The organism is Streptomyces sp. AC1-42W (assembly GCF_003248355.1).
Lineage (GTDB): Bacteria > Actinomycetota > Actinomycetes > Streptomycetales > Streptomycetaceae > Streptomyces.
Genome location: NZ_QKWY01000002.1, coordinates 2254062 through 2272002 on the forward strand (window position 1 = coordinate 2254062; position 17941 = coordinate 2272002).

13 protein-coding genes are annotated in these 17941 nt (G+C 71.4%); 10 read left to right on the forward strand and 3 right to left on the reverse strand.

Annotated features, from left to right (window positions below):
• Positions 1 to 5: 5 nt before the first annotated feature.
• Entirely contained in the window at positions 6 to 1241 is a 1236-nt protein-coding gene (locus DNK56_RS28175) for a trypsin-like serine peptidase (protein ID WP_199563601.1), read from the reverse strand.
• Positions 1242 to 1569: 328 nt separating this feature from the next.
• Here DNK56_RS28175 and DNK56_RS28180 point away from each other — a divergent pair, with 328 nt between their 5' ends.
• From DNK56_RS28180 to DNK56_RS28200, 5 genes are read left to right on the forward strand one after another with little or no spacing between them, the layout of a single operon-like run.
• Positions 1570 to 2949 (forward strand): diaminobutyrate--2-oxoglutarate transaminase family protein, encoded by a 1380-nt coding sequence (locus tag DNK56_RS28180; protein ID WP_111338592.1) that lies wholly within the window; start codon positions 1570 to 1572, stop codon positions 2947 to 2949.
• Between the two features lie 48 nt (positions 2950 to 2997).
• The gene (locus tag DNK56_RS28185; protein ID WP_111338593.1) at positions 2998 to 4998 is read left to right on the forward strand and encodes an IucA/IucC family protein; all 2001 of its coding nucleotides are present in this window, start codon (positions 2998 to 3000) and stop codon (positions 4996 to 4998) included.
• On the forward strand, positions 4893 to 5657 hold the full coding sequence (locus tag DNK56_RS28190; RefSeq protein WP_241990191.1) for a GNAT family N-acetyltransferase: 765 nt from the start codon (positions 4893 to 4895) through the stop codon (positions 5655 to 5657). Before DNK56_RS28185 ends, DNK56_RS28190 begins: the two co-directional genes overlap by 106 nt.
• Positions 5658 to 5717: 60 nt before the next feature.
• Positions 5718 to 7565 (forward strand): IucA/IucC family protein, encoded by a 1848-nt coding sequence (locus DNK56_RS28195; protein WP_111338595.1) that lies wholly within the window; start codon positions 5718 to 5720, stop codon positions 7563 to 7565.
• A gap of 38 nt (positions 7566 to 7603) precedes the next feature.
• The gene (locus DNK56_RS28200; protein WP_111338596.1) at positions 7604 to 9574 is read left to right on the forward strand and encodes an ATP-dependent DNA helicase; all 1971 of its coding nucleotides are present in this window, start codon (positions 7604 to 7606) and stop codon (positions 9572 to 9574) included.
• A 108-nt stretch (positions 9575 to 9682) separates the two neighbouring features.
• Here DNK56_RS28200 and lexA read toward each other — a convergent pair whose 3' ends face one another.
• Positions 9683 to 10477, reverse strand: coding sequence for a transcriptional repressor LexA (lexA, locus tag DNK56_RS28205; RefSeq protein ID WP_026171816.1), 795 nt, complete (start codon positions 10475 to 10477; stop codon positions 9683 to 9685).
• A 504-nt stretch (positions 10478 to 10981) separates the two neighbouring features.
• Between lexA and nrdR the strand changes: the two genes are divergently transcribed.
• Together nrdR and DNK56_RS28215 are read left to right on the forward strand one after the other, a co-directional pair.
• Complete coding sequence (nrdR, locus tag DNK56_RS28210; protein WP_111338597.1) at positions 10982 to 11494, forward strand: transcriptional regulator NrdR; 513 nt, start codon at positions 10982 to 10984, stop codon at positions 11492 to 11494.
• A 162-nt stretch (positions 11495 to 11656) separates the two neighbouring features.
• Positions 11657 to 14563 carry a vitamin B12-dependent ribonucleotide reductase gene (locus DNK56_RS28215; protein WP_111339648.1) on the forward strand — a complete coding sequence of 969 codons (2907 nt, stop codon included), beginning with the start codon at positions 11657 to 11659 and terminating at the stop codon, positions 14561 to 14563.
• Between the two features lie 90 nt (positions 14564 to 14653).
• Here DNK56_RS28215 and DNK56_RS28220 read toward each other — a convergent pair whose 3' ends face one another.
• Positions 14654 to 15190 carry a TerD family protein gene (locus tag DNK56_RS28220; RefSeq protein WP_111338598.1) on the reverse strand — a complete coding sequence of 179 codons (537 nt, stop codon included), beginning with the start codon at positions 15188 to 15190 and terminating at the stop codon, positions 14654 to 14656.
• 191 nt (positions 15191 to 15381) lie between these two features.
• On the opposite strand from DNK56_RS28220, the gene DNK56_RS28225 reads away from it, so the two are divergent.
• From DNK56_RS28225 to DNK56_RS28235, 3 genes are all read left to right on the forward strand, one after another.
• Positions 15382 to 15987, forward strand: coding sequence for a YdbC family protein (locus DNK56_RS28225; protein ID WP_111338599.1), 606 nt, complete (start codon positions 15382 to 15384; stop codon positions 15985 to 15987).
• A gap of 93 nt (positions 15988 to 16080) precedes the next feature.
• Positions 16081 to 16740, forward strand: a complete 660-nt coding sequence (locus DNK56_RS28230; protein WP_111338600.1) for a histidine phosphatase family protein — start codon at positions 16081 to 16083, stop codon at positions 16738 to 16740.
• 10 nt (positions 16741 to 16750) lie between these two features.
• A complete protein-coding gene (locus DNK56_RS28235) occupies positions 16751 to 17647 on the forward strand; it encodes an ADP-ribosylglycohydrolase family protein (protein ID WP_111339649.1) in 897 nt (298 codons plus the stop codon).
• Positions 17648 to 17941: the final 294 nt, after the last annotated feature.

The window sequence follows — 17941 nt, forward strand, 5'->3', positions numbered from 1 at the left end:
GACCTCTACTTGTCCGCGTACTTGTCGCTGACCGCGTCGTAGACGCCCTTGGCCTCCTTGCCGAGGCGCGGTCCGGCCAGCCAGCCGGCCGTCACCGGGCCGATGGAGGTGTTGGAGACCAGCGCGGGCTTGCCGTCCTGGCCGGTGGCGATCCAGCCGCCGCCGGAGGAACCGCCGGTCATCGTGCAGCCGATGCGGTACATCGTCGGGTCACCCTGGGCCAGCGAGAGCCGGCCCGGCTTGTCCTTGCACTGGAACATCTTCTGGCCGTCGTACGGGGCCGCCGCCGGGAAGCCGGTCGCCGTCATGGCCGTGATCTTGGGCACCGCCGGGGCGTTGAACTCGACCGGCAGGGCCGAACCGACCGTCTCCTCCAGGGACTTGCCGCCGGCGCCCTCCTCGGGCGTGACGTGCAGCACGGCGAAGTCGTACGGGGCGCCCAGGCCGCCGACCGACGCGCCCTGGTCGATCCACTGCTGCGAGGTCTGCGCCCAGGTGCCCCACCAGATGCCGTAGGGGGCGACCTTCTCCTTCGGCGGCTTGTTGCGCAGGTCGGCCGTCGACATCCCGCTGTTGTTGTACGAGGGGACGAAGGCGATGTTGCGGTACCAGCCGCCCTTCTTGCCCGCGTGCACGCAGTGGCCGGCGGTCCACACCATGTTGGACTTGCCGGGGTGCGCCGGGTCCTTCACCACGGTCGCCGAGCAGACCATCGAGCCCTCGGGGCCGTCGAAGAAGAGCTTGCCCGCCTCGGGCGCGTTCTCGTGGTACTCCGTCTGCACGCCCACGGCCCGGACCGGCGCGGGAGTCGGGTCCGTCACACCCTCGTCGCCCGAGATGTCGTTGTCGACCGGCTGCTCGGGCGCCTTGTCGGCGTCCCGCATGCGGTCGGGGTCCCAGAGGCCCTCGATGATCGGGTTGATGTAGTCCTTGGCCTCACGCAGCCACTTGTCCTTGTCCCAGTTCTTCCAGTCGCCGTTCCTCCACTTGTCGATGTCTATCCCGTGTTCCTTGAGACGGTCCTTGAGGTCGTCCGGGATGGAGATCTTGCCGTCCGACGTCGCGCCGGCGGAGGTGCTGCTACTGCTCGGCTCGGCGCTCGCGTCGTCCTCGGTGGGCCCGCAGGCGGTGGCCGTCAGGGCGAGGACCGCGACGGCGGCGGCGGTGGCGAACGCGGGGGAGGAGGCGCGGCGCCCGCTTCCCCCGCGGCGTGCGGTGATTCCTGGTCGAACGAGACGCATGTGCTGATCCCCCTGGGACTTTCGTCACTCAAAGCTTCTGTACTGCCGTTGTGCGCGGCGCGCCGCGCGGTGTTCCGAACGGGCCGGTGACACCGAGGCATTCGGGGTGTGTCCGTGCCGGACGCGGCCCCCACTATGCCTGTGCCGCTGCCGGTGGTGTCCGGCAGGGTTGCGCTCCGCAAGGATCTTCGGATTTACCCGTGATCCTTCGGCCCCTCGGTCGTTGGTACGTCCGGGGGGCACGGAGACAGCGTTCACCCTCGCAGGCCGTCCTTGCGAAATCGTACTGACGTGCAACGCAACTGTTACAGCGGGAGGATCAAGAGCCGTGGCCGTGACCGAACCAGCTCCGGCACCACCCCTCGCCGCCCACGAGGGCATCCTCCGGCGCCAGTCACTGCGTGAATCGGCGGCCCGCACCTATGCCAGGTCGCTGCCGATCGTGCCGGTGCGGGCGCGCGGGCTGACCATCGAGGGCGCGGACGGGCGGCGCTATCTGGACTGCCTCTCCGGGGCGGGGACACTGGCGCTCGGCCACAACCACCCGGTCGTCCTGGAGGCGATCAAGAAGGTCATCGACTCGGGCGCCCCGCTGCACATCCTGGACCTGGCGACGCCGGTCAAGGACGCCTTCGTCACCGAACTGTTCGCCACGCTGCCCCGGCGGTTCGCCGAGGACGCCCGCATCCAGTTCTGCGGCCCGGCCGGCACGGACGCCGTCGAGGCGGCGCTCAAGCTCGTCCGCAACGCGACCGGCCGCAGCGGCCTGCTCGCGTTCACCGGCGCGTACCACGGCATGACGGCGGGCGCGCTGGCCGCCTCGGGCGGAGCCCAGGACGTACGGGTGACCCGGCTGCCCTTCCCGCAGGACTACCGCTGCCCCTTCGGCATCGGCGGCGAGGCCGGGGCCAGGACCGCCGCCCGCTGGACCGAGACCCTGCTGGACGATCCCAAGAGCGGCACCCCGGCCCCCGCCGGCATGATCCTCGAACCGGTCCAGGGCGAGGGAGGGGTCAACCCCGCGCCGGACGGCTGGATGCGCCGGATGCGGGAGATCACCGAGGACCGGTCCATCCCCCTGATCGCCGACGAGGTCCAGACCGGCGTCGGCCGGACCGGCGCCTTCTGGGCCGTCGAGCACAGCGGGATCGTGCCCGATGTGATGGTGCTGTCCAAGGCCATCGGCGGCTCCCTCCCGCTCGCCGTGATCGTCTACCGCTCGGAACTCGACACCTGGCGGCCCGGCGCCCACGCCGGCACCTTCCGGGGCAACCAGCTCGCCATGGCCGCCGGTACCGCCACCCTCGCGTACGTCAGGGCCAACGGCCTCGCCGAGCGCGCCGGAGACCTCGGTGCCCGCATGCTGGCGAGCCTGCGTTCGCTCGCCGCCGACCACCCGTGCGTCGGCGACGTCCGGGGGAGGGGCCTGATGATCGGCGTGGAGATCGTGGACCCCGAGGCCCGCCCCGCGGGCACCGGCACCGAGGCGCCGCCCGACCCGCTGCTCGCCGCGGCCGTCCAGCAGGAGTGCCTGCGCCGCGGGCTCATCGTCGAACTCGGCGGACGCCACTCCTGCGTCGTCCGCCTCCTCCCGCCCCTCACGCTCACCGACGAACAGGCGACCGCGGTCATCGACCGCCTCGCCGACGCCCTGGCAGCCGCCGAGCGCTCACCGCGCCGCCGCCTGCCGACCGGATCGATCCGCTGACCCCGGACACCAGTAGCCGACCCCGGACACCAGTACAGGAAGACCGCCGTGAACCCCACCCCCGCGCCCGAGGCCGACGGCCCTCCCTCCAGCCACCTCACGGAGCCCGAGGCCACCGGCTGCGTCGCCGTCGAGACGACGACCGTGCCGCGCCAGAAGGAGACGCCGGACGGACTGTGGCACGCGTCGAGGCCCGCCGCCCCGTCCGCCCAGGTCCTCGCACCCCCGGCGCCCCCCGCCGAGGCCGCCCACGCCGCATCCTCGTCCGGCGCCTCGCGGGCCGCCGCGCTCCCGTCCGGGGCGTCCGCAGCCGCCGAGGCCCCGGTCCGTCCCGACCCGCTCGACCACCCCGATCCGCTCCGGGCGGCCGACGCGGCGGGCACCGAGAACCTGCTGCGCTGCTGGGTCCGCGAGGGCGACCTCCCCCGCCCGGCCGGCGACACCCTGCGCATCCCGCTCCCCGCCAGCGGCACCGCCCTCCTCGTCCCCGTGCTCCACTGGTCCGCCACCGGCTGGCACCGCTTCGGGCCGCCCGCCCTGGAACAGGCCCCCGCCACCGCGCCCCCCGCCGACGCCGTCACCGTCGCAGCGCTGCTCGGCCGGGAGGCCGACCACAACGACGGGGCCGACATGGCCGGCCGGGTCGCCGACTCCGTACGGCGCACCGCCGCGTTCATCGAGGAGCGCCGCCGCCGACCCGGCGCCCCCGCCGACGCGGACCCCTTCCTCACCGCCGAACAGTCGCTCCTGCTCGGCCACCCCCTGCACCCCTCGCCCAAGAGCAGGGAAGGGCTCACCGACGCCGAGTCCCGCCGCTACTCACCCGAGCTGCACGGCTCCTTCCCGCTCCACTGGGTGGCCGCCGACCGCTCCGTGCTCGCCCACGACTCCGCGTGGACGGACCAGGGCCGCCCGGTGCCCGCCGCCGAACTCGTCGCCCGGCACGCCGAGGGCCTGTCCTTCCCCGAGCACACCTCGCTCATTCCGCTCCACCCCTGGCAGGCCCGCGAGCTGCGGAGCCGGCCCGAGGTCGCCGCCCTGCTCGACGCCGGCCTCCTGCACGACCTCGGACCGTACGGTGCCCCCTGGCACCCCACCTCCTCCGTACGCACCGTGCACCGGCCGGGCACCGACCTGATGCTCAAGCTCTCCCTGGGCGTCCGCATCACCAACTCCCGCCGGGAGAACCTCCGCAAGGAACTGCACCGGGGCGTCGAGGTCCACCGGCTGCTCCGCACCGGCCTCGCCCGCGAGTGGCACGCCGCGCACCCCGGCTTCGACATCGTCCGCGATCCCGCCTGGCTCGCCGTCGACACCCCGGACGGCACGCCCGTGCACGGCCTCGACGTCATGCTCCGGCACAACCCCTTCGACCGGCACGACGACGCCGTGTGCATCGCCGGACTCACCGCCCCGCGCCCCTGGCCGGGCCGGTCCGGAATGCACTCCCGGCTCTCCGACATCGTCCACCGCCTCGCCGGAACCACCGGCCGCACCACGACCGCCGTCGCCGCCGAGTGGTTCCTGCGCTACCTCGAACGCGTCGTGCACCCGGTCCTCTGGCTCGACGCCCACGCCGGGGTCGCGCTCGAAGCCCACCAGCAGAACACCCTCGTCCTGCTCGACGCCGACGGCTGGCCCGCAGGCGGCCGTTACCGTGACAATCAGGGCTACTACTTCCGCTCCTCGCACCGCGCCGCACTCGAGCACAGGCTCCCCGGCATCGGATCGGTCAGCGACACCTTCGTCTCCGACGCCGTCACCGACGAACGCTTCGCCTACTACCTGGGGATCAACAACGTATTCGGACTGATCGGGGCATTCGGCGCCCAGCGACTCGCCGACGAGCAACTGCTCCTCGACGCCTTCCGGCGCTTCCTGAAATCCGCGAGCGAACTGGGCTCGCCCTTCCCGGCCCACCTGCTGTCGAAACCGCGTCTGCGCTGCAAGGCCAACATGCTGACCCGGCTGCACGGACTCGACGAGCTGGTCGGCCCGGTGGACACCCAGTCCGTCTACGTCACCATCACCAACCCGCTGCACGGCTGAGAGCCGGGGGCGGGGGACCGGTCACCGCGCACCCGCAGCGGGACGCCGCTCCGCCGACAGCCGAGAGAGGAGCACCACCACCCGTGTCTCCCGCCGACGCGCGCACCCGCCCCTGGGCCCCCGTGGACACACCGGCCGGGACGTTCCAGCTCGTCCCGGCCGACCCCGAGCGCGACCTCACGACGCTCACCCGCTGGATGAACGACCCCGCCGTCGCCGCCTTCTGGGAGCTCGCCGGCGACGAGAGCGTCACGGCCGGACACCTCGCCCCCCAGCTCGCCGACCACAGCCACAGCACCCCCTGGATCGGGGTGCTGTCGGGCACCCCGATCAGCTACTGGGAGCTCTACCGCGCCGACCTCGACCGGCTCGCCCGGTACTACCCGGCCCGGCCCCACGACATGGGCGTCCACCTCCTCATCGGGGAAGCACGCCACCGGGGCCGCGGCACGGGTACGGCGCTGCTGCGCGCCGTGACCGGCCTGGTGCTCGACCACATCCCCCGCTGCACCCGAGTGGTGGCCGAGCCCGACCTCCGCAACACCCCGTCCGTCCTCGCGTTCCTGCGCGCAGGCTTCCGCCTCTCCGCCGAGATCGACCTCCCGGAGAAGCGGGCCGCGCTGATGGTCCGCGACCGAACCCCCCACACCCGCCCATGAACACATCGCCCATCCGTCCGCACCGCTCGAACCCCATCGGTTCCCTCCCGAGGAGTCCCCGTGCCCACATACCCAGCGCACCCCGACGCAATGGAGCCGCCCGCACCGCTGAGCACGCCTCCACTGAACCGGGCGGGCTGGGAACGGGCCGCCTCCCGGATGCTCGCGAAGATGCTCGGTGAATTCGCCTACGAGGAAATCATCGAGCCGGCTCCGCGAACCGCCGGCGGCAGCACGTACACCCTCCCCCTGGACGACGACAGCCACCTGACCTTCACCGCCCGGCGCGGCGTGTACGGCGGCTGGCGCGTGGACCCCGCGTCGATCGGGGTCCGGGGCCCCGACCCCGCCGGGGACAGCGCCCCCTTCCACGACCCGCTGGCCTTCCTCACCCGCGCCCGCCGCCTCCTCGACCTGGACGGCACCACGCTCGGACACCTCATCCGCGAGCTGACCGCGACCCTCGCCGCCGACGCCCGCCTCGACCACACCGCCCTCACCGCCGGCGAACTGGCCGCCCTCGACTACGCCGAACTGGAGGGCCACCAGACCGGCCACCCCTGGATCGTCGCCAACAAGGGCCGCCTAGGCTTCTCCGCCACCGACGCCGCCCGCTACGCCCCCGAGGCCCGCGAACCGGTCCGGCTGCCCTGGCTCGCCGTCTCCCACCGGATCGCCGACTACCGCGGCGTACCCTCGCTGGCCGACCCGGAACGGCTGTACGCGCAGGAGCTGGACCCCGCGGTGCGCGCGGCCTTCGCCGGCGTCCTGCGCGACCGCGGGCTCGACCCGGCCGGCTACCACTACCTGCCCGTCCACCCCTGGCAGTGGGACGAGTGGATCGTGCCGCTGTTCGCGCCGGCCATCGCCGCCGGCGACATCGTGCCGCTGCCGGCCGACCCGGACGTACGGCTGCCGCAGCAGTCCATCCGCACCTTCGCCAACCTCGCCCGCCCCGACCGGCACATGGTCAAGCTGCCGCTGTCGATCCTCAACACCCTGGTCTGGCGCGGCCTCCCCACCGAGCGCACCGTCGCCGCGCCCGCCGTCACCGGATGGGTCCAGGGACTTCGCGACAACGACCCCTTCCTGCGCGACACCTGCGGCGTGATCCTGCTCGGCGAGGTCGCCTCGGTCACCGTCGAACACCCGCTGTACGACCACCTCCCCGAAGCGCCGTACCAGTTCAAGGAGATCCTGGGGGCGATCTGGCGCGAACCCCTGACACCGCGCCTGACACCGGGGGAGCGGGCCCGTACCCTCGCCTCCCTCCTCCACACCGACCCGCGCGGACGCGCCTTCACCGCCGAACTGATCGCCCGCTCCGGACTGACCCCGGCCGTCTGGCTGTCCCGCCTGTTCGCGGCCCTGCTGCCGCCGCTGCTGCACTTCCTCTACCGCTACGGCACCGTGTTCTCGCCGCACGGCGAGAACGCCATCGTGGTGTTCGACGAGAACGATGTGCCGGTGCGCCTCGCCATCAAGGACTTCGTGGACGACGTCAACGTCAGCGCGCAGCCGCTCCCCGAGCACGACACCATGCCGGCGGACGTGCGCCGCGTCCTGCTGACCGAGGAGCCCGCCTTCCTCACCCAGTTCATCCACTCCGGGCTGTTCACCGGCGTCTTCCGCTTCCTCTCCCCGCTCTGCGAGGAGCAGCTGGGCGTCCCCGAGAGCGAATTCTGGTCACTCGTCCGGGCGGAGATCCTGCGCCACCAGGCTCGGTTCCCCGAGCTGAAGGAGCGGTTCGAGATGTTCGACATGCTGACCCCGCGCATCGAGCGCCTCTGTCTGAACCGTAACCGGTTGCATCTGGACGGCTATCGCGACCGGCCCGTGCGCCCGCACGCGGCGGTCCACGGCAGCGTGGCCAATCCCCTCCACCTGTCGGCGTGGGGCCGGGAGTGACCGCCGATGTCAGTGGCGCCCCGTAGGCTGGCCGGGCTATGACGAAGCCATCCCTCCCTGAACTCCTGCACGCCGCCGTGACCGCCGTCGGCGGTACGGAGCGGCCCGGCCAGGCCGCGATGGCGGCGGCCGTCGCCGACGCCGTGGACGACCAATCGCACCTGCTGGTCCAGGCCGGCACGGGAACGGGCAAGTCGCTCGGCTACCTGGTGCCGGCCCTGGCCCACGGCGAGCGGGTGGTCGTCGCCACGGCGACCCTGGCCCTCCAGCGCCAGCTCGTCGAGCGCGACCTGCCGCGCACGGTGGACGCACTGCATCCGCTGCTGCGCCGCCGGCCCCAGTTCGCCATGCTCAAGGGCCGGTCGAACTACCTCTGTCTGCACCGGCTCCACGAGGGCGTCCCGCAGGACGAGGAGGAGGGGCTGTTCGACCAGTTCGAGGCGGCGGCCCCGTCCAGCAAGCTGGGACAGGACCTGCTGCGCATGCGCGACTGGGCCGACGAGACCGAGACGGGCGACCGGGACGACCTCACGCCCGGCGTCTCGGACCGGGCCTGGGCGCAGATCTCCGTCTCCTCGCGGGAGTGCCTGGGCGCGAGCAAGTGCGCGTACGGGGCGGAGTGCTTCGCCGAGCAGGCGCGGGAGCGGGCGAAGCTCGCCGATGTGGTGGTCACCAACCACGCCCTCCTGGCGATCGACGCCATCGAGGGCGCCCCGGTCCTCCCGCAGCACGAGGTGCTGATCGTGGACGAGGCGCACGAACTGGTCTCGCGGGTCACCGGCGTGGCCACCGGCGAGCTCACCCCGGGCCAGGTCAACCGCGCCGTGCGCCGCTCCGCGAAGCTGGTCAACGAGAAGGCGGCCGACGCGCTCCAGACCGCGTCCGAGGGCTTCGAACGGGTGATGGAGCTGGCGCTGCCCGGCCGCCTGGAGGAGGTCCCGGAGGACCTGGGATACGCGCTGACGGCCCTGCGGGACGCCGCGCGTACGGTGATCTCCGCCATCGGCGCCACGCGCGACAAGTCCGTCCAGGACGAGGACGCGGTCCGCAAGCAGGCGCTGGCCGCCGTCGAGTCGGTTCACGCCGTGGCGGAGCGCATCACCCAGGGGTCCGAGTACGACGTCGTCTGGTACGAGCGCCACGACCGGTTCGGTGCCTCGCTCCGCGTCGCCCCGCTCTCCGTCTCCGGGCTGCTGCGCGACAAGCTGTTCACCGAACGTTCCGTCGTCCTCACCTCGGCCACGCTCAAGCTCGGCGGTGACTTCAACGGCGTGGGCGCCTCGCTGGGCCTCGCCCCGGAGGGCACGGCCGGCGAGGACGTACCGCAGTGGAAGGGCCTGGACGTCGGCTCGCCGTTCGACTACCCGAAGCAGGGCATCCTGTACGTCGCCCGGCATCTGGCGACCCCCGGCCGGGAGGGCTCGCGCACGGACATGCTGGACGAGCTGTCCGAGCTGGTGGAGGCGGCCGGTGGGCGCACCCTGGGGCTGTTCTCCTCGATGCGGGCGGCGAAGGCGGCGGCCGAGGAGCTGCGCGGCCGGCTGGAGAAGCCGATCCTGCTCCAGGGCGAGGAGACCCTGGGCGAGCTGATCAAGAACTTCGCCGCCGACCCGGAGACCTGCCTCTTCGGCACGCTGTCGCTCTGGCAGGGCGTCGATGTGCCGGGGCCCAGCTGCCAGCTGGTGATCATGGACCGCATCCCCTTCCCGCGCCCCGACGATCCGCTGATGAGCGCGCGCCAGAAGGCGGTCGAGGAGGGGGGCGGCAACGGCTTCATGGCGGTGGCGGCCACGCATGCCGCGCTGCTGATGGCCCAGGGAGCCGGCCGTCTCGTACGGGCCACGGGGGACAAGGGCGTCGTCGCGGTGCTCGACCCGCGGCTGGCCAACGCGAGGTACGGCAGCTATCTGCGCGCCTCGCTCCCCGACTTCTGGTACACCACCGACCGCAACCAGGTCCGCCGCTCGCTCGCCGCGATCGACGCGGCCGCCAAGGCGGACGGACGCTGACCGCTCGGGGACGTACATCGGACTCGGGGACGTACAGCAGAAGGGCCCCGGTCCCGGCACGAACCGGGATCGGGGCCCTTCTGCTGTCCAGAGAGCGGAGGGTGGGTCTCAGACCCGGCGCAGCACCGCGACGACCTTGCCGAGGATGGTCGCCTCGTCGCCGGGGATCGGCTGATAGGCGGCATTGTGGGGGAGCAGCCAGACATGGCCGTCCTCGCGCTTGAAGCGCTTCACCGTGGCCTCGCCGTCCAGCATGGCGGCCACGATGTCGCCGTTCTCCGCGACGGGCTGGCGCCGGACGGTGACCCAGTCGCCGTCACAGATGGCCGCCTCGATCATCGAGTCGCCGACGACCTTGAGCACGAACAGCTCGCCGTCGCCGACCAGCTGGCGGGGGAGCGGGAAGACGTCCTCGACGGACTCCTCGGCGAGGATCGGGCCACCGGCGGCGATCCGGCCCACCAGCGGCACGTACGAGGCGGCGGGCTTGCCCGTGGTGTCGGTGGGCTGGGTGCTCGGCTGGTCGGAGCCGCGGACCTCGTACGCGCGGGGGCGGTGCGGGTCGCGGCGCAGGAAGCCCTTGCGCTCCAGGGCCATCAGCTGGTGGGCGACGGACGAGGTGCTGGAGAGGCCCACCGCCTGTCCGATCTCCCGCATCGACGGCGGGTAGCCTCGCCGCTGGACGGAATCCCGGATGACCTCGATCACCCGCCGCTGCCGGTCCGTGAGCCCCGAGCTGTCCGCCCGGATTCCGGGAGGGCGTCCAGGGAGCGAGCGCGCTGGGCGGCCGGGCTCCGGGCCCTCCGTGTTCGTGACTGAGTCATTCATGGCATGCACCGGCTCGAGTCGGCTCTGGGAGCGGTCCTGGGCAGTGATGATGGCACTGTCTGCGGTGGTGGTCACGTCGGCGGCCCCTCTCGAATGGTCTCCCTGGCTGGACAACGGTAGTAGCTTTCGAAAGGTTGCGCCAAACACACGTTCGAGTGAAAAACGAATAAAAGACTTCCGGGGCTTCGGCGCGAGGTGTATGAGCCTGCCTACGGAGTGCGACGACACGCGCCCGGCACTCGCCGCGCGAGGGGTGCCGGCGGCCTCCCCGACCGTAACGCGGCGTGTTCCGCCGACCGCGCGCGGGGTGCCCGCCCGGTCGTCCGTCGTCCGGGTGCTTCCCGTACCCTCTTGCTCGGCCTTACGCTGCCTTCCGGCCGCCCTCCGGTGCGACACGCGCCCAGGGCTGAATGCGCGGCCGAACCCAAGATCTAGTGGTTGGATCGGTCCGGCCGCCCAGAGGTAGTGGTCCCCGTCCATCGGGGGTGCGGTCATCGCCTATGCTTGAGACCGCTTCGAGGGCCCCGGAACGGGCCTGAAGAGGCTATTCAGTCGTGCTGTGAAGGAGGGTTGGGAGCCATGCACTGCCCCTTCTGCAGGCACCCCGACAGCCGGGTCGTCGACAGTCGCACCACCGACGACGGGACCTCGATCCGACGGCGCCGCCAGTGTCCCGACTGCTCCCGCCGCTTCACCACGGTGGAGACCTGTTCACTCATGGTGGTCAAGCGGAGCGGCGTGACCGAACCCTTCAGCCGCACGAAGGTCATCTCCGGAGTGCGCAAGGCGTGCCAGGGGCGGCCCGTCACCGAGGACGCCCTCGCCAAGCTCGGCCAGCGGGTCGAGGAGGCGGTACGGGCGACCGGCAGCGCGGAACTCACCACACACGATGTGGGCCTGGCCATCCTCGGCCCCCTGCGGGAACTCGACCTCGTCGCCTACCTGCGGTTCGCGTCCGTCTACCGGGCGTTCGACAGCCTCGAAGACTTCGAGGCCGCCATCGCGGAACTCCGTGAGCGGCGGCCCCTCGCGGAAGCAAGCGGGGGCGGCGAGACCCTTGAGGTCCCCGCGCCCGCCGTCGCCGCCGACTAGCGGCAGCCGGCCGCGCCGATCCGGGGATCGGGCGCGGGGCCGGCACCTGGACCTTGCTCCGGGCGACGTATGACGAATGCGGCGCCCGAAGCATCAGACACACACTGTGCTGGGGAAGTTCTCGGCACTTCAGGGCGTTTTTGCCCACATATGGGAGGCGGCATGACAGAGACGGCGAGCGGCCCGGCACGAGGTTCCCGCAGCAACAAGGGGACCAAGTCGACTGCGTCCAAGCAGGGCCTGCGCATCGAGCGCATCCACACCACCCCCGGCGTGCATCCGTACGACGAGGTTGTCTGGGAGCGCCGTGACGTCGTCATGACCAACTGGCGCGACGGCTCGATCAACTTCGAGCAGCGTGGCGTCGAGTTCCCCGACTTCTGGTCGGTGAACGCGGTCAACATCGTCACCAGCAAGTACTTCCGGGGCGCTGTCGGCACCCCGCAGCGTGAGACCGGTCTGCGGCAGCTGATCGACCGGATCGTCAAGACGTACCGGAAAGCCGGCGAGGACTACCAGTACTTCGCCTCCCCCGCCGACGCGGAGATCTTCGAGCACGAGCTGGCGTACGCCCTCCTGCACCAGATCTTCAGCTTCAACTCGCCGGTGTGGTTCAACGTCGGCACGCCCCAGCCGCAGCAGGTCTCCGCCTGCTTCATCCTGTCCGTCGACGACTCCATGGAGTCGATCCTCGACTGGTACAAGGAAGAGGGCATGATCTTCAAGGGCGGCTCCGGCGCCGGCCTGAACCTCTCCCGCATCCGTTCCTCCAAGGAACTCCTCTCCTCCGGCGGCAACGCCTCCGGTCCCGTCTCCTTCATGCGGGGCGCCGACGCCTCCGCCGGAACGATCAAGTCCGGTGGCGCCACCCGCCGTGCGGCCAAGATGGTCATCCTCGACGTCGACCACCCCGACATCGAGAACTTCATCGAGACCAAGGTGAAGGAGGAGGAGAAGATCCGCGCCCTGCGCGACGCAGGTTTCGACATGGACCTGGGCGGGGACGACATCACCTCCGTCCAGTACCAGAACGCCAACAACTCGGTCCGTGTGAACGACGAGTTCATGAAGGCCGTGGAGTCCGGCGGCAAGTTCGGGCTGCGCGCCCGCATGACCGGCGACGTCATCGAAGAGGTCGAGGCCAAGTCCCTCTTCCGCAAGATGGCCGAGGCCGCCTGGGCCTGCGCCGATCCGGGCATCCAGTACGACGACACGATCAACCACTGGCACACCTGCCCCGAGTCCGGCCGGATCAACGGCTCGAACCCGTGCAGCGAGTACATGCACCTGGACAACACCTCGTGCAACCTCGCCTCGCTGAACCTGATGAAGTTCCTCAAGGACGACGGCAAGGGCAACCAGTCCTTCGACTCCGAGCGCTTCGCCAAGGTCGTCGAGCTGGTCATCACCGCGATGGACATCTCCATCTGCTTCGCCGACTTCCCGACCGAGAAGATCGGCGAGAACACCCGCGCCTTCCGTCAGCTCGGCATCGGCTACGCCAACCTGGGCGCCCTGCTGATGGCGACCGGCCACGCCTACGACAGCGACGGCGGCCGCGCGCTCGCCGGCGCCATCACCTCGCTGATGACCGGCACCTCGTACAAGCGCTCCGCCGAGCTGGCCGCCGTCGTCGGCCCGTACGACGGCTACGCCCGCAACGCCGAGCCGCACCAGCGCGTCATGAAGCAGCACGCCGACGCCAACGCCGCGGCCGTCCACGGGGACGACCTGGACAACCCGATCTGGGCCGCCGCCACCGAGGCGTGGCAGGACGTGCTCCGGCTCGGCGCGAAGAACGGTTTCCGTAACGCGCAGGCGTCGGTCATCGCGCCCACCGGCACCATCGGTCTCGCGATGTCCTGCGACACCACCGGCCTGGAGCCCGACCTCGCCCTGGTCAAGTTCAAGAAGCTGGTCGGCGGCGGCTCGATGCAGATCGTCAACGGCACCGTTCCGCAGGCCCTGCGCCGCCTGGGCTACCAGGAGGAGCAGATCGAGGCGATCGTCGCCCACATCGCCGAGCACGGCAACGTGATCGACGCCCCCGGCCTCAAGACCGAGCACTACGAGGTCTTCGACTGCGCGATGGGCGAGCGGTCCATCTCCGCCATGGGCCACGTCCGCATGATGGCGGCCATCCAGCCGTGGATCTCCGGCGCCCTCTCCAAGACGGTCAACCTGCCGGAGTCGGCCACCGTCGAGGACGTCGAGGAGGTCTACTTCGAGGCGTGGAAGATGGGCGTCAAGGCGCTCGCGATCTACCGCGACAACTGCAAGGTCGGCCAGCCCCTCTCCGCCAAGACCAAGGAGAAGGAGAAGGAGGCCGTCGCGGCCAAGGCCGAGGACACCATCCGTACCGCGGTCGAGAAGGTCGTCGAGTACCGCCCGGTCCGCAAGCGCCTGCCCAAGGGCCGGCCAGGCATCACCACCTCGTTCACGGTGGGCGGCGCCGAGGGCTACATGACCGCCAATTCCTACCCGGACGACGGCCTGGGCGAGGTCTTCCTCAAGATGTCCAAGCAGGGCTCGACCCTCGCGGGCATGATGGACGCCTTCTCCATCGCGGTCTCGGTCGGCCTGCAGTACGGCGTCCCGCTGGAGACGTACGTCTCGAAGTTCACCAACATGCGCTTCGAGCCGGCCGGCATGACGGACGACCCGGACGTGCGGATGGCGCAGTCGATCGTCGACTACATCTTCCGCCGCCTGGCACTGGACTTCCTGCCCTTCGAGACCCGCTCCGCCCTCGGCATCCACTCCGCCGAGGAGCGCCAGCGCCACCTCGACACCGGTTCCTACGAGCCGACGTTCGAGGAGGAGCAGCTGGAGGCCGAGACGCTGGCCCAGACGGCCCCGGTCCGCACCGAACCGCTGAAGGCGGTCGCCCCGGTCCAGGAGACCGCGAAGGCCGAGCCGAGGACGGCGCACACGTCGGCGGAGCTCGTCGAGATGCAGCTCGGCATCAGCGCGGACGCGCCGCTCTGCTTCTCCTGCGGCACGAAGATGCAGCGCGCCGGCTCCTGCTACATCTGCGAGGGCTGCGGCTCGACCAGCGGCTGCAGCTGAGCGGTGAGCCCGGCGCGCTGAGGCGCCGGGGCTGACGGTGAGTGCGGGCAGGTCTTCCCCGGAAGACCTGCCCGCACTCCTTTACGCGGCTCAGGCGCCGAACTCGCGGCCGCCCATCGCGGCGGCGAACGCGTCCGGGTCGCCGTCGAAGCCCAGGACGACGTCGCGGAAGCGCCAGACGCCGGAGGCGTCCCGTACGAATTCGGCCACGACGGCCGCAGTCGCGCCGCCCACCGAGGAGAAGTCGTCCTCGGACAGCGTGGTGTAGCCCTCGCGGACCTGCATCCCGGTGTTCTGTATGGCGCCGAACGTCTTGCGGCCGTCGCGCTGCTGGATGGCGACGCCGACGACGACCCGCGCGTAGGACTCGGAGATCCGGTTCAGCTCCAGCGTCATCACCTCGTCGTAGCCGAAGCCCTGACCGGTCCTGCTGTCGCGTTCGAGCATGATCGTGCCGTCGGGTGCCCGGCTGTCGTGGTGCACCAGGTACACCGGGCTGCCGTACGGTTCGTCCGCCGAATAGGTCGCCGCGATGATGTCCAGGTCGTTGGGCGCCTCACCGCGGTCGCTGGGGTCCCATTTGACCCGCACCTCGACCTTCTCGAAATCCTTGTTGGGCGTGCTCATCGGACTTCCCTCCTGCGCGCGGGACCGGCGCTCCTGGTTCCTCCTCCGATCATCTCGGCAACTCGGGCCGGAACCAACCGGCTTGGGAACCAGCGGCTGAAACGGGCCAGGATCGGGCGCGAGACGGCTGGTTCCGGCGCACTCCGTGGGAGCGTGACCCACGCCACGTCCGGCCGCCGTACCATGGCGCCGTGCTGGTCAAGTGGATTCGCTGCAGTGTGTCGGACCGTCGGGGTTTCGAACGGGGGCAGCGGAAGTGGGCGGGGCTGCTGGGTGAGCCGGGCTTCAGGGGGCAGGGCGGCGGCTGGAGCCGCGGCCGGCCCGAGGTGGCGCACGTCTTCGCCTTCTGGGAGAACCGGGTCTTCTACGACTCCTTCATGGCGCGCGGCCACGACACCCTGGCCGCGGCGCAGGCCGGCACGTACCAGGACCTCCAGGTCAAGCTCTTCGAGTACCGCTTCGACGTGAAGACCGGCTTCGAACCCCGCTTCACGGACGCCGACGTGCTCAGGGTGGCCCACAGCCGGGTCCACGAGGACCGGGTCGAACACTTCGCGCTGATGCAGCAGCGGGTGTGGAACCCGGCGATGGCCGGATCGCCCGGCATGCTGCGCGGAATCTTCGGCGAGGCGCCGGGGCACGAGTTCCTGGTCCTGTCGATGTGGCAGTCCAGCGCCGAACGCGGAAAGTACCGGCCGGGCAGCGTCGACCGGCTCTCGGAGCGCGCGGGCACGGAGGAGGACGTGGCGGCGCTCGCCGGAGACGTGGTGCAGCTCGAACCGTCCTGGACGGTGTGATCGCCCTGCACGGCGTGATCCTCCGCGGCATCGCCGCACCGACGGTTTTCGGACAGGTACTCGAACGGCGGTGACTCGTTCTAGGGTCGATGTATGGCACGACCGAAACGCATCGTCCTCGTCCGCCACGGTGAGTCCGAGGGCAACGCCGACGACACCGTCTACGAGCGCGAGCCCGACCACGCGCTGAGGCTCACCGCCGTGGGCCGGCGGCAGGCCTTCGAGACCGGGGCACGGCTGCGTGAACAGTTCGGCGACGAGCGGGTCAGTGTGTACGTCTCTCCGTACCGGCGCACCCACGAGACCTTCGCCGCCTTCGGCCTGGAGCCCGACCGGGTACGGGTGCGCGAGGAGCCGAGGCTGCGCGAGCAGGACTGGGGGAACTGGCAGGACCACGACGACGTCAGGCTGCAGAAGGCGTACCGGGACGCCTACGGGCACTTCTTCTACCGCTTCGCGCAGGGCGAGTCCGGGGCGGACGTCTACGACCGGGTCGGCGCCTTCCTGGAGAGCCTCCACCGCAGCTTCCTGGCGCCCGACCACCCGCCGAACGTCCTGCTGGTCACCCACGGCCTCACCATGCGCCTCTTCTGTATGCGCTGGTTCCACTGGTCCGTGGCCGAATTCGAATCGCTTTCCAACCCGGGGAACGGGGAATCGCGGACGCTGCTCCTCGGCGAGAACGGGCGCTACACGCTCGACCGGCCCTTCGAACGATGGCGAACCCCTGAGCCCTACGGCATCACCGGATAGAGTGGAAACGATGACCGAATCCGCTTCCGACCAGCGCCTCGAACGCGCCCTCGCCAGCCTGCGCGGCCTGTCCGTGGGAGACGCCCTGGGCTCCCAGTTCTTCGTGCCCGCCAATTACCCGCTCCTGAAGGACCGCGCGCTGCCCGCCGGGCCGTGGCAGTGGACCGACGACACGGAGATGGCCTGTTCCGTCGTGGCCGTCCTGTGCGCGCAGGGCCGCATAGACCAGGACGCCCTCGCCCACTCGTTCGCCGACCACCACGACTTCGACCGCGGCTACGGCCCCGCCGTGAACCGCATGCTCCGCCTGGTCCGCGAGGGCGGCGACTGGCGCGAGCTCGCCTCCTCCCTGTTCAACGGCCAGGGCAGCTGGGGCAACGGCTCGTCGATGCGCATCGCCCCGCTCGGCGCCTGGTACGCGGACGACCCCGAGCAGGCCACGCACCAGGCCGAGATCTCCTCCTACACCACCCACCAGCACCGCGAGGCCGTCGTGGGCGCGATGGCCGTCGCCGCGGCCGCCGCGCTCGTCGCCGCACCGGACGGGCCGCCCACGCCGGAGGCCCTGCTGGACGGCGTGGTCGCCCTCGTGCCGCGCAGCGCCGTCGGCGCCGGGCTGCGCCGGGCGCGCGACATGCTGGACTACCAGGACGCGGGCACCGTCGCCGCGGTCCTCGGCAACGGCCGGCGCACCAGCGCCCACGACACCGTCCCGTTCGCCCTGTGGTCCGCGGCGCGGAGCCTCGGCGACTTCGAGCGGGCCTTCTGGGTGACCGCCCAGGCCGGCGGCGACGTGGACACGACGTGCGCGATCGTCGGCGGCGTGATCGCGTCGGGCACCGCAGGCGCCCCTCCGGCGCAGTGGGCGGCCCGCACGGAAGCGCTGCCCGACTGGACGACCCCGTAGCCGGACCTGCCGCGGCCGACTGTCACGGTCCTGCCACAGCACCGCCGCCCCCGGCTGACGGCCGTCACACGGGGATACCCTGTCGGCCATGCCGCCCTCGGTGATCATGACCCGAGGCGCGCACCAATGGAGACGCCGGGGTACCACGCGCTGGCACGAGCACGCGTGAGCGGGCCCCGGTGGGGAGGGGTCCCGTGTCAGAAGCACCGTCAGATATACCCCGGCCGAAGCCCGAGCCGGAACAGCCCGCACACCCCGAGCCGGAACAGCCCGCGCCGGAACGACCCGCGCCGG

Bases quoted from the DNA above. Each gene is read 5' to 3' on its own strand.
- DNK56_RS28235 (WP_111339649.1), top strand. From the start codon at position 16,751: ATGACCGAATCCGCTTCCGACCAGCGCCTCGAACGCGCCCTCGCCAGC.
- DNK56_RS28200 (WP_111338596.1), top strand. From the start codon at position 7,604: ATGACGAAGCCATCCCTCCCTGAACTCCTGCACGCCGCCGTGACCGCC.
- DNK56_RS28230 (WP_111338600.1), top strand. From the start codon at position 16,081: ATGGCACGACCGAAACGCATCGTCCTCGTCCGCCACGGTGAGTCCGAG.
- DNK56_RS28220 (WP_111338598.1), bottom strand. From the start codon at position 15,190: ATGAGCACGCCCAACAAGGATTTCGAGAAGGTCGAGGTGCGGGTCAAA.
- DNK56_RS28215 (WP_111339648.1), top strand. From the start codon at position 11,657: ATGACAGAGACGGCGAGCGGCCCGGCACGAGGTTCCCGCAGCAACAAG.
- DNK56_RS28175 (WP_199563601.1), bottom strand. From the start codon at position 1,241: ATGCGTCTCGTTCGACCAGGAATCACCGCACGCCGCGGGGGAAGCGGG.
- nrdR (WP_111338597.1), top strand. From the start codon at position 10,982: ATGCACTGCCCCTTCTGCAGGCACCCCGACAGCCGGGTCGTCGACAGT.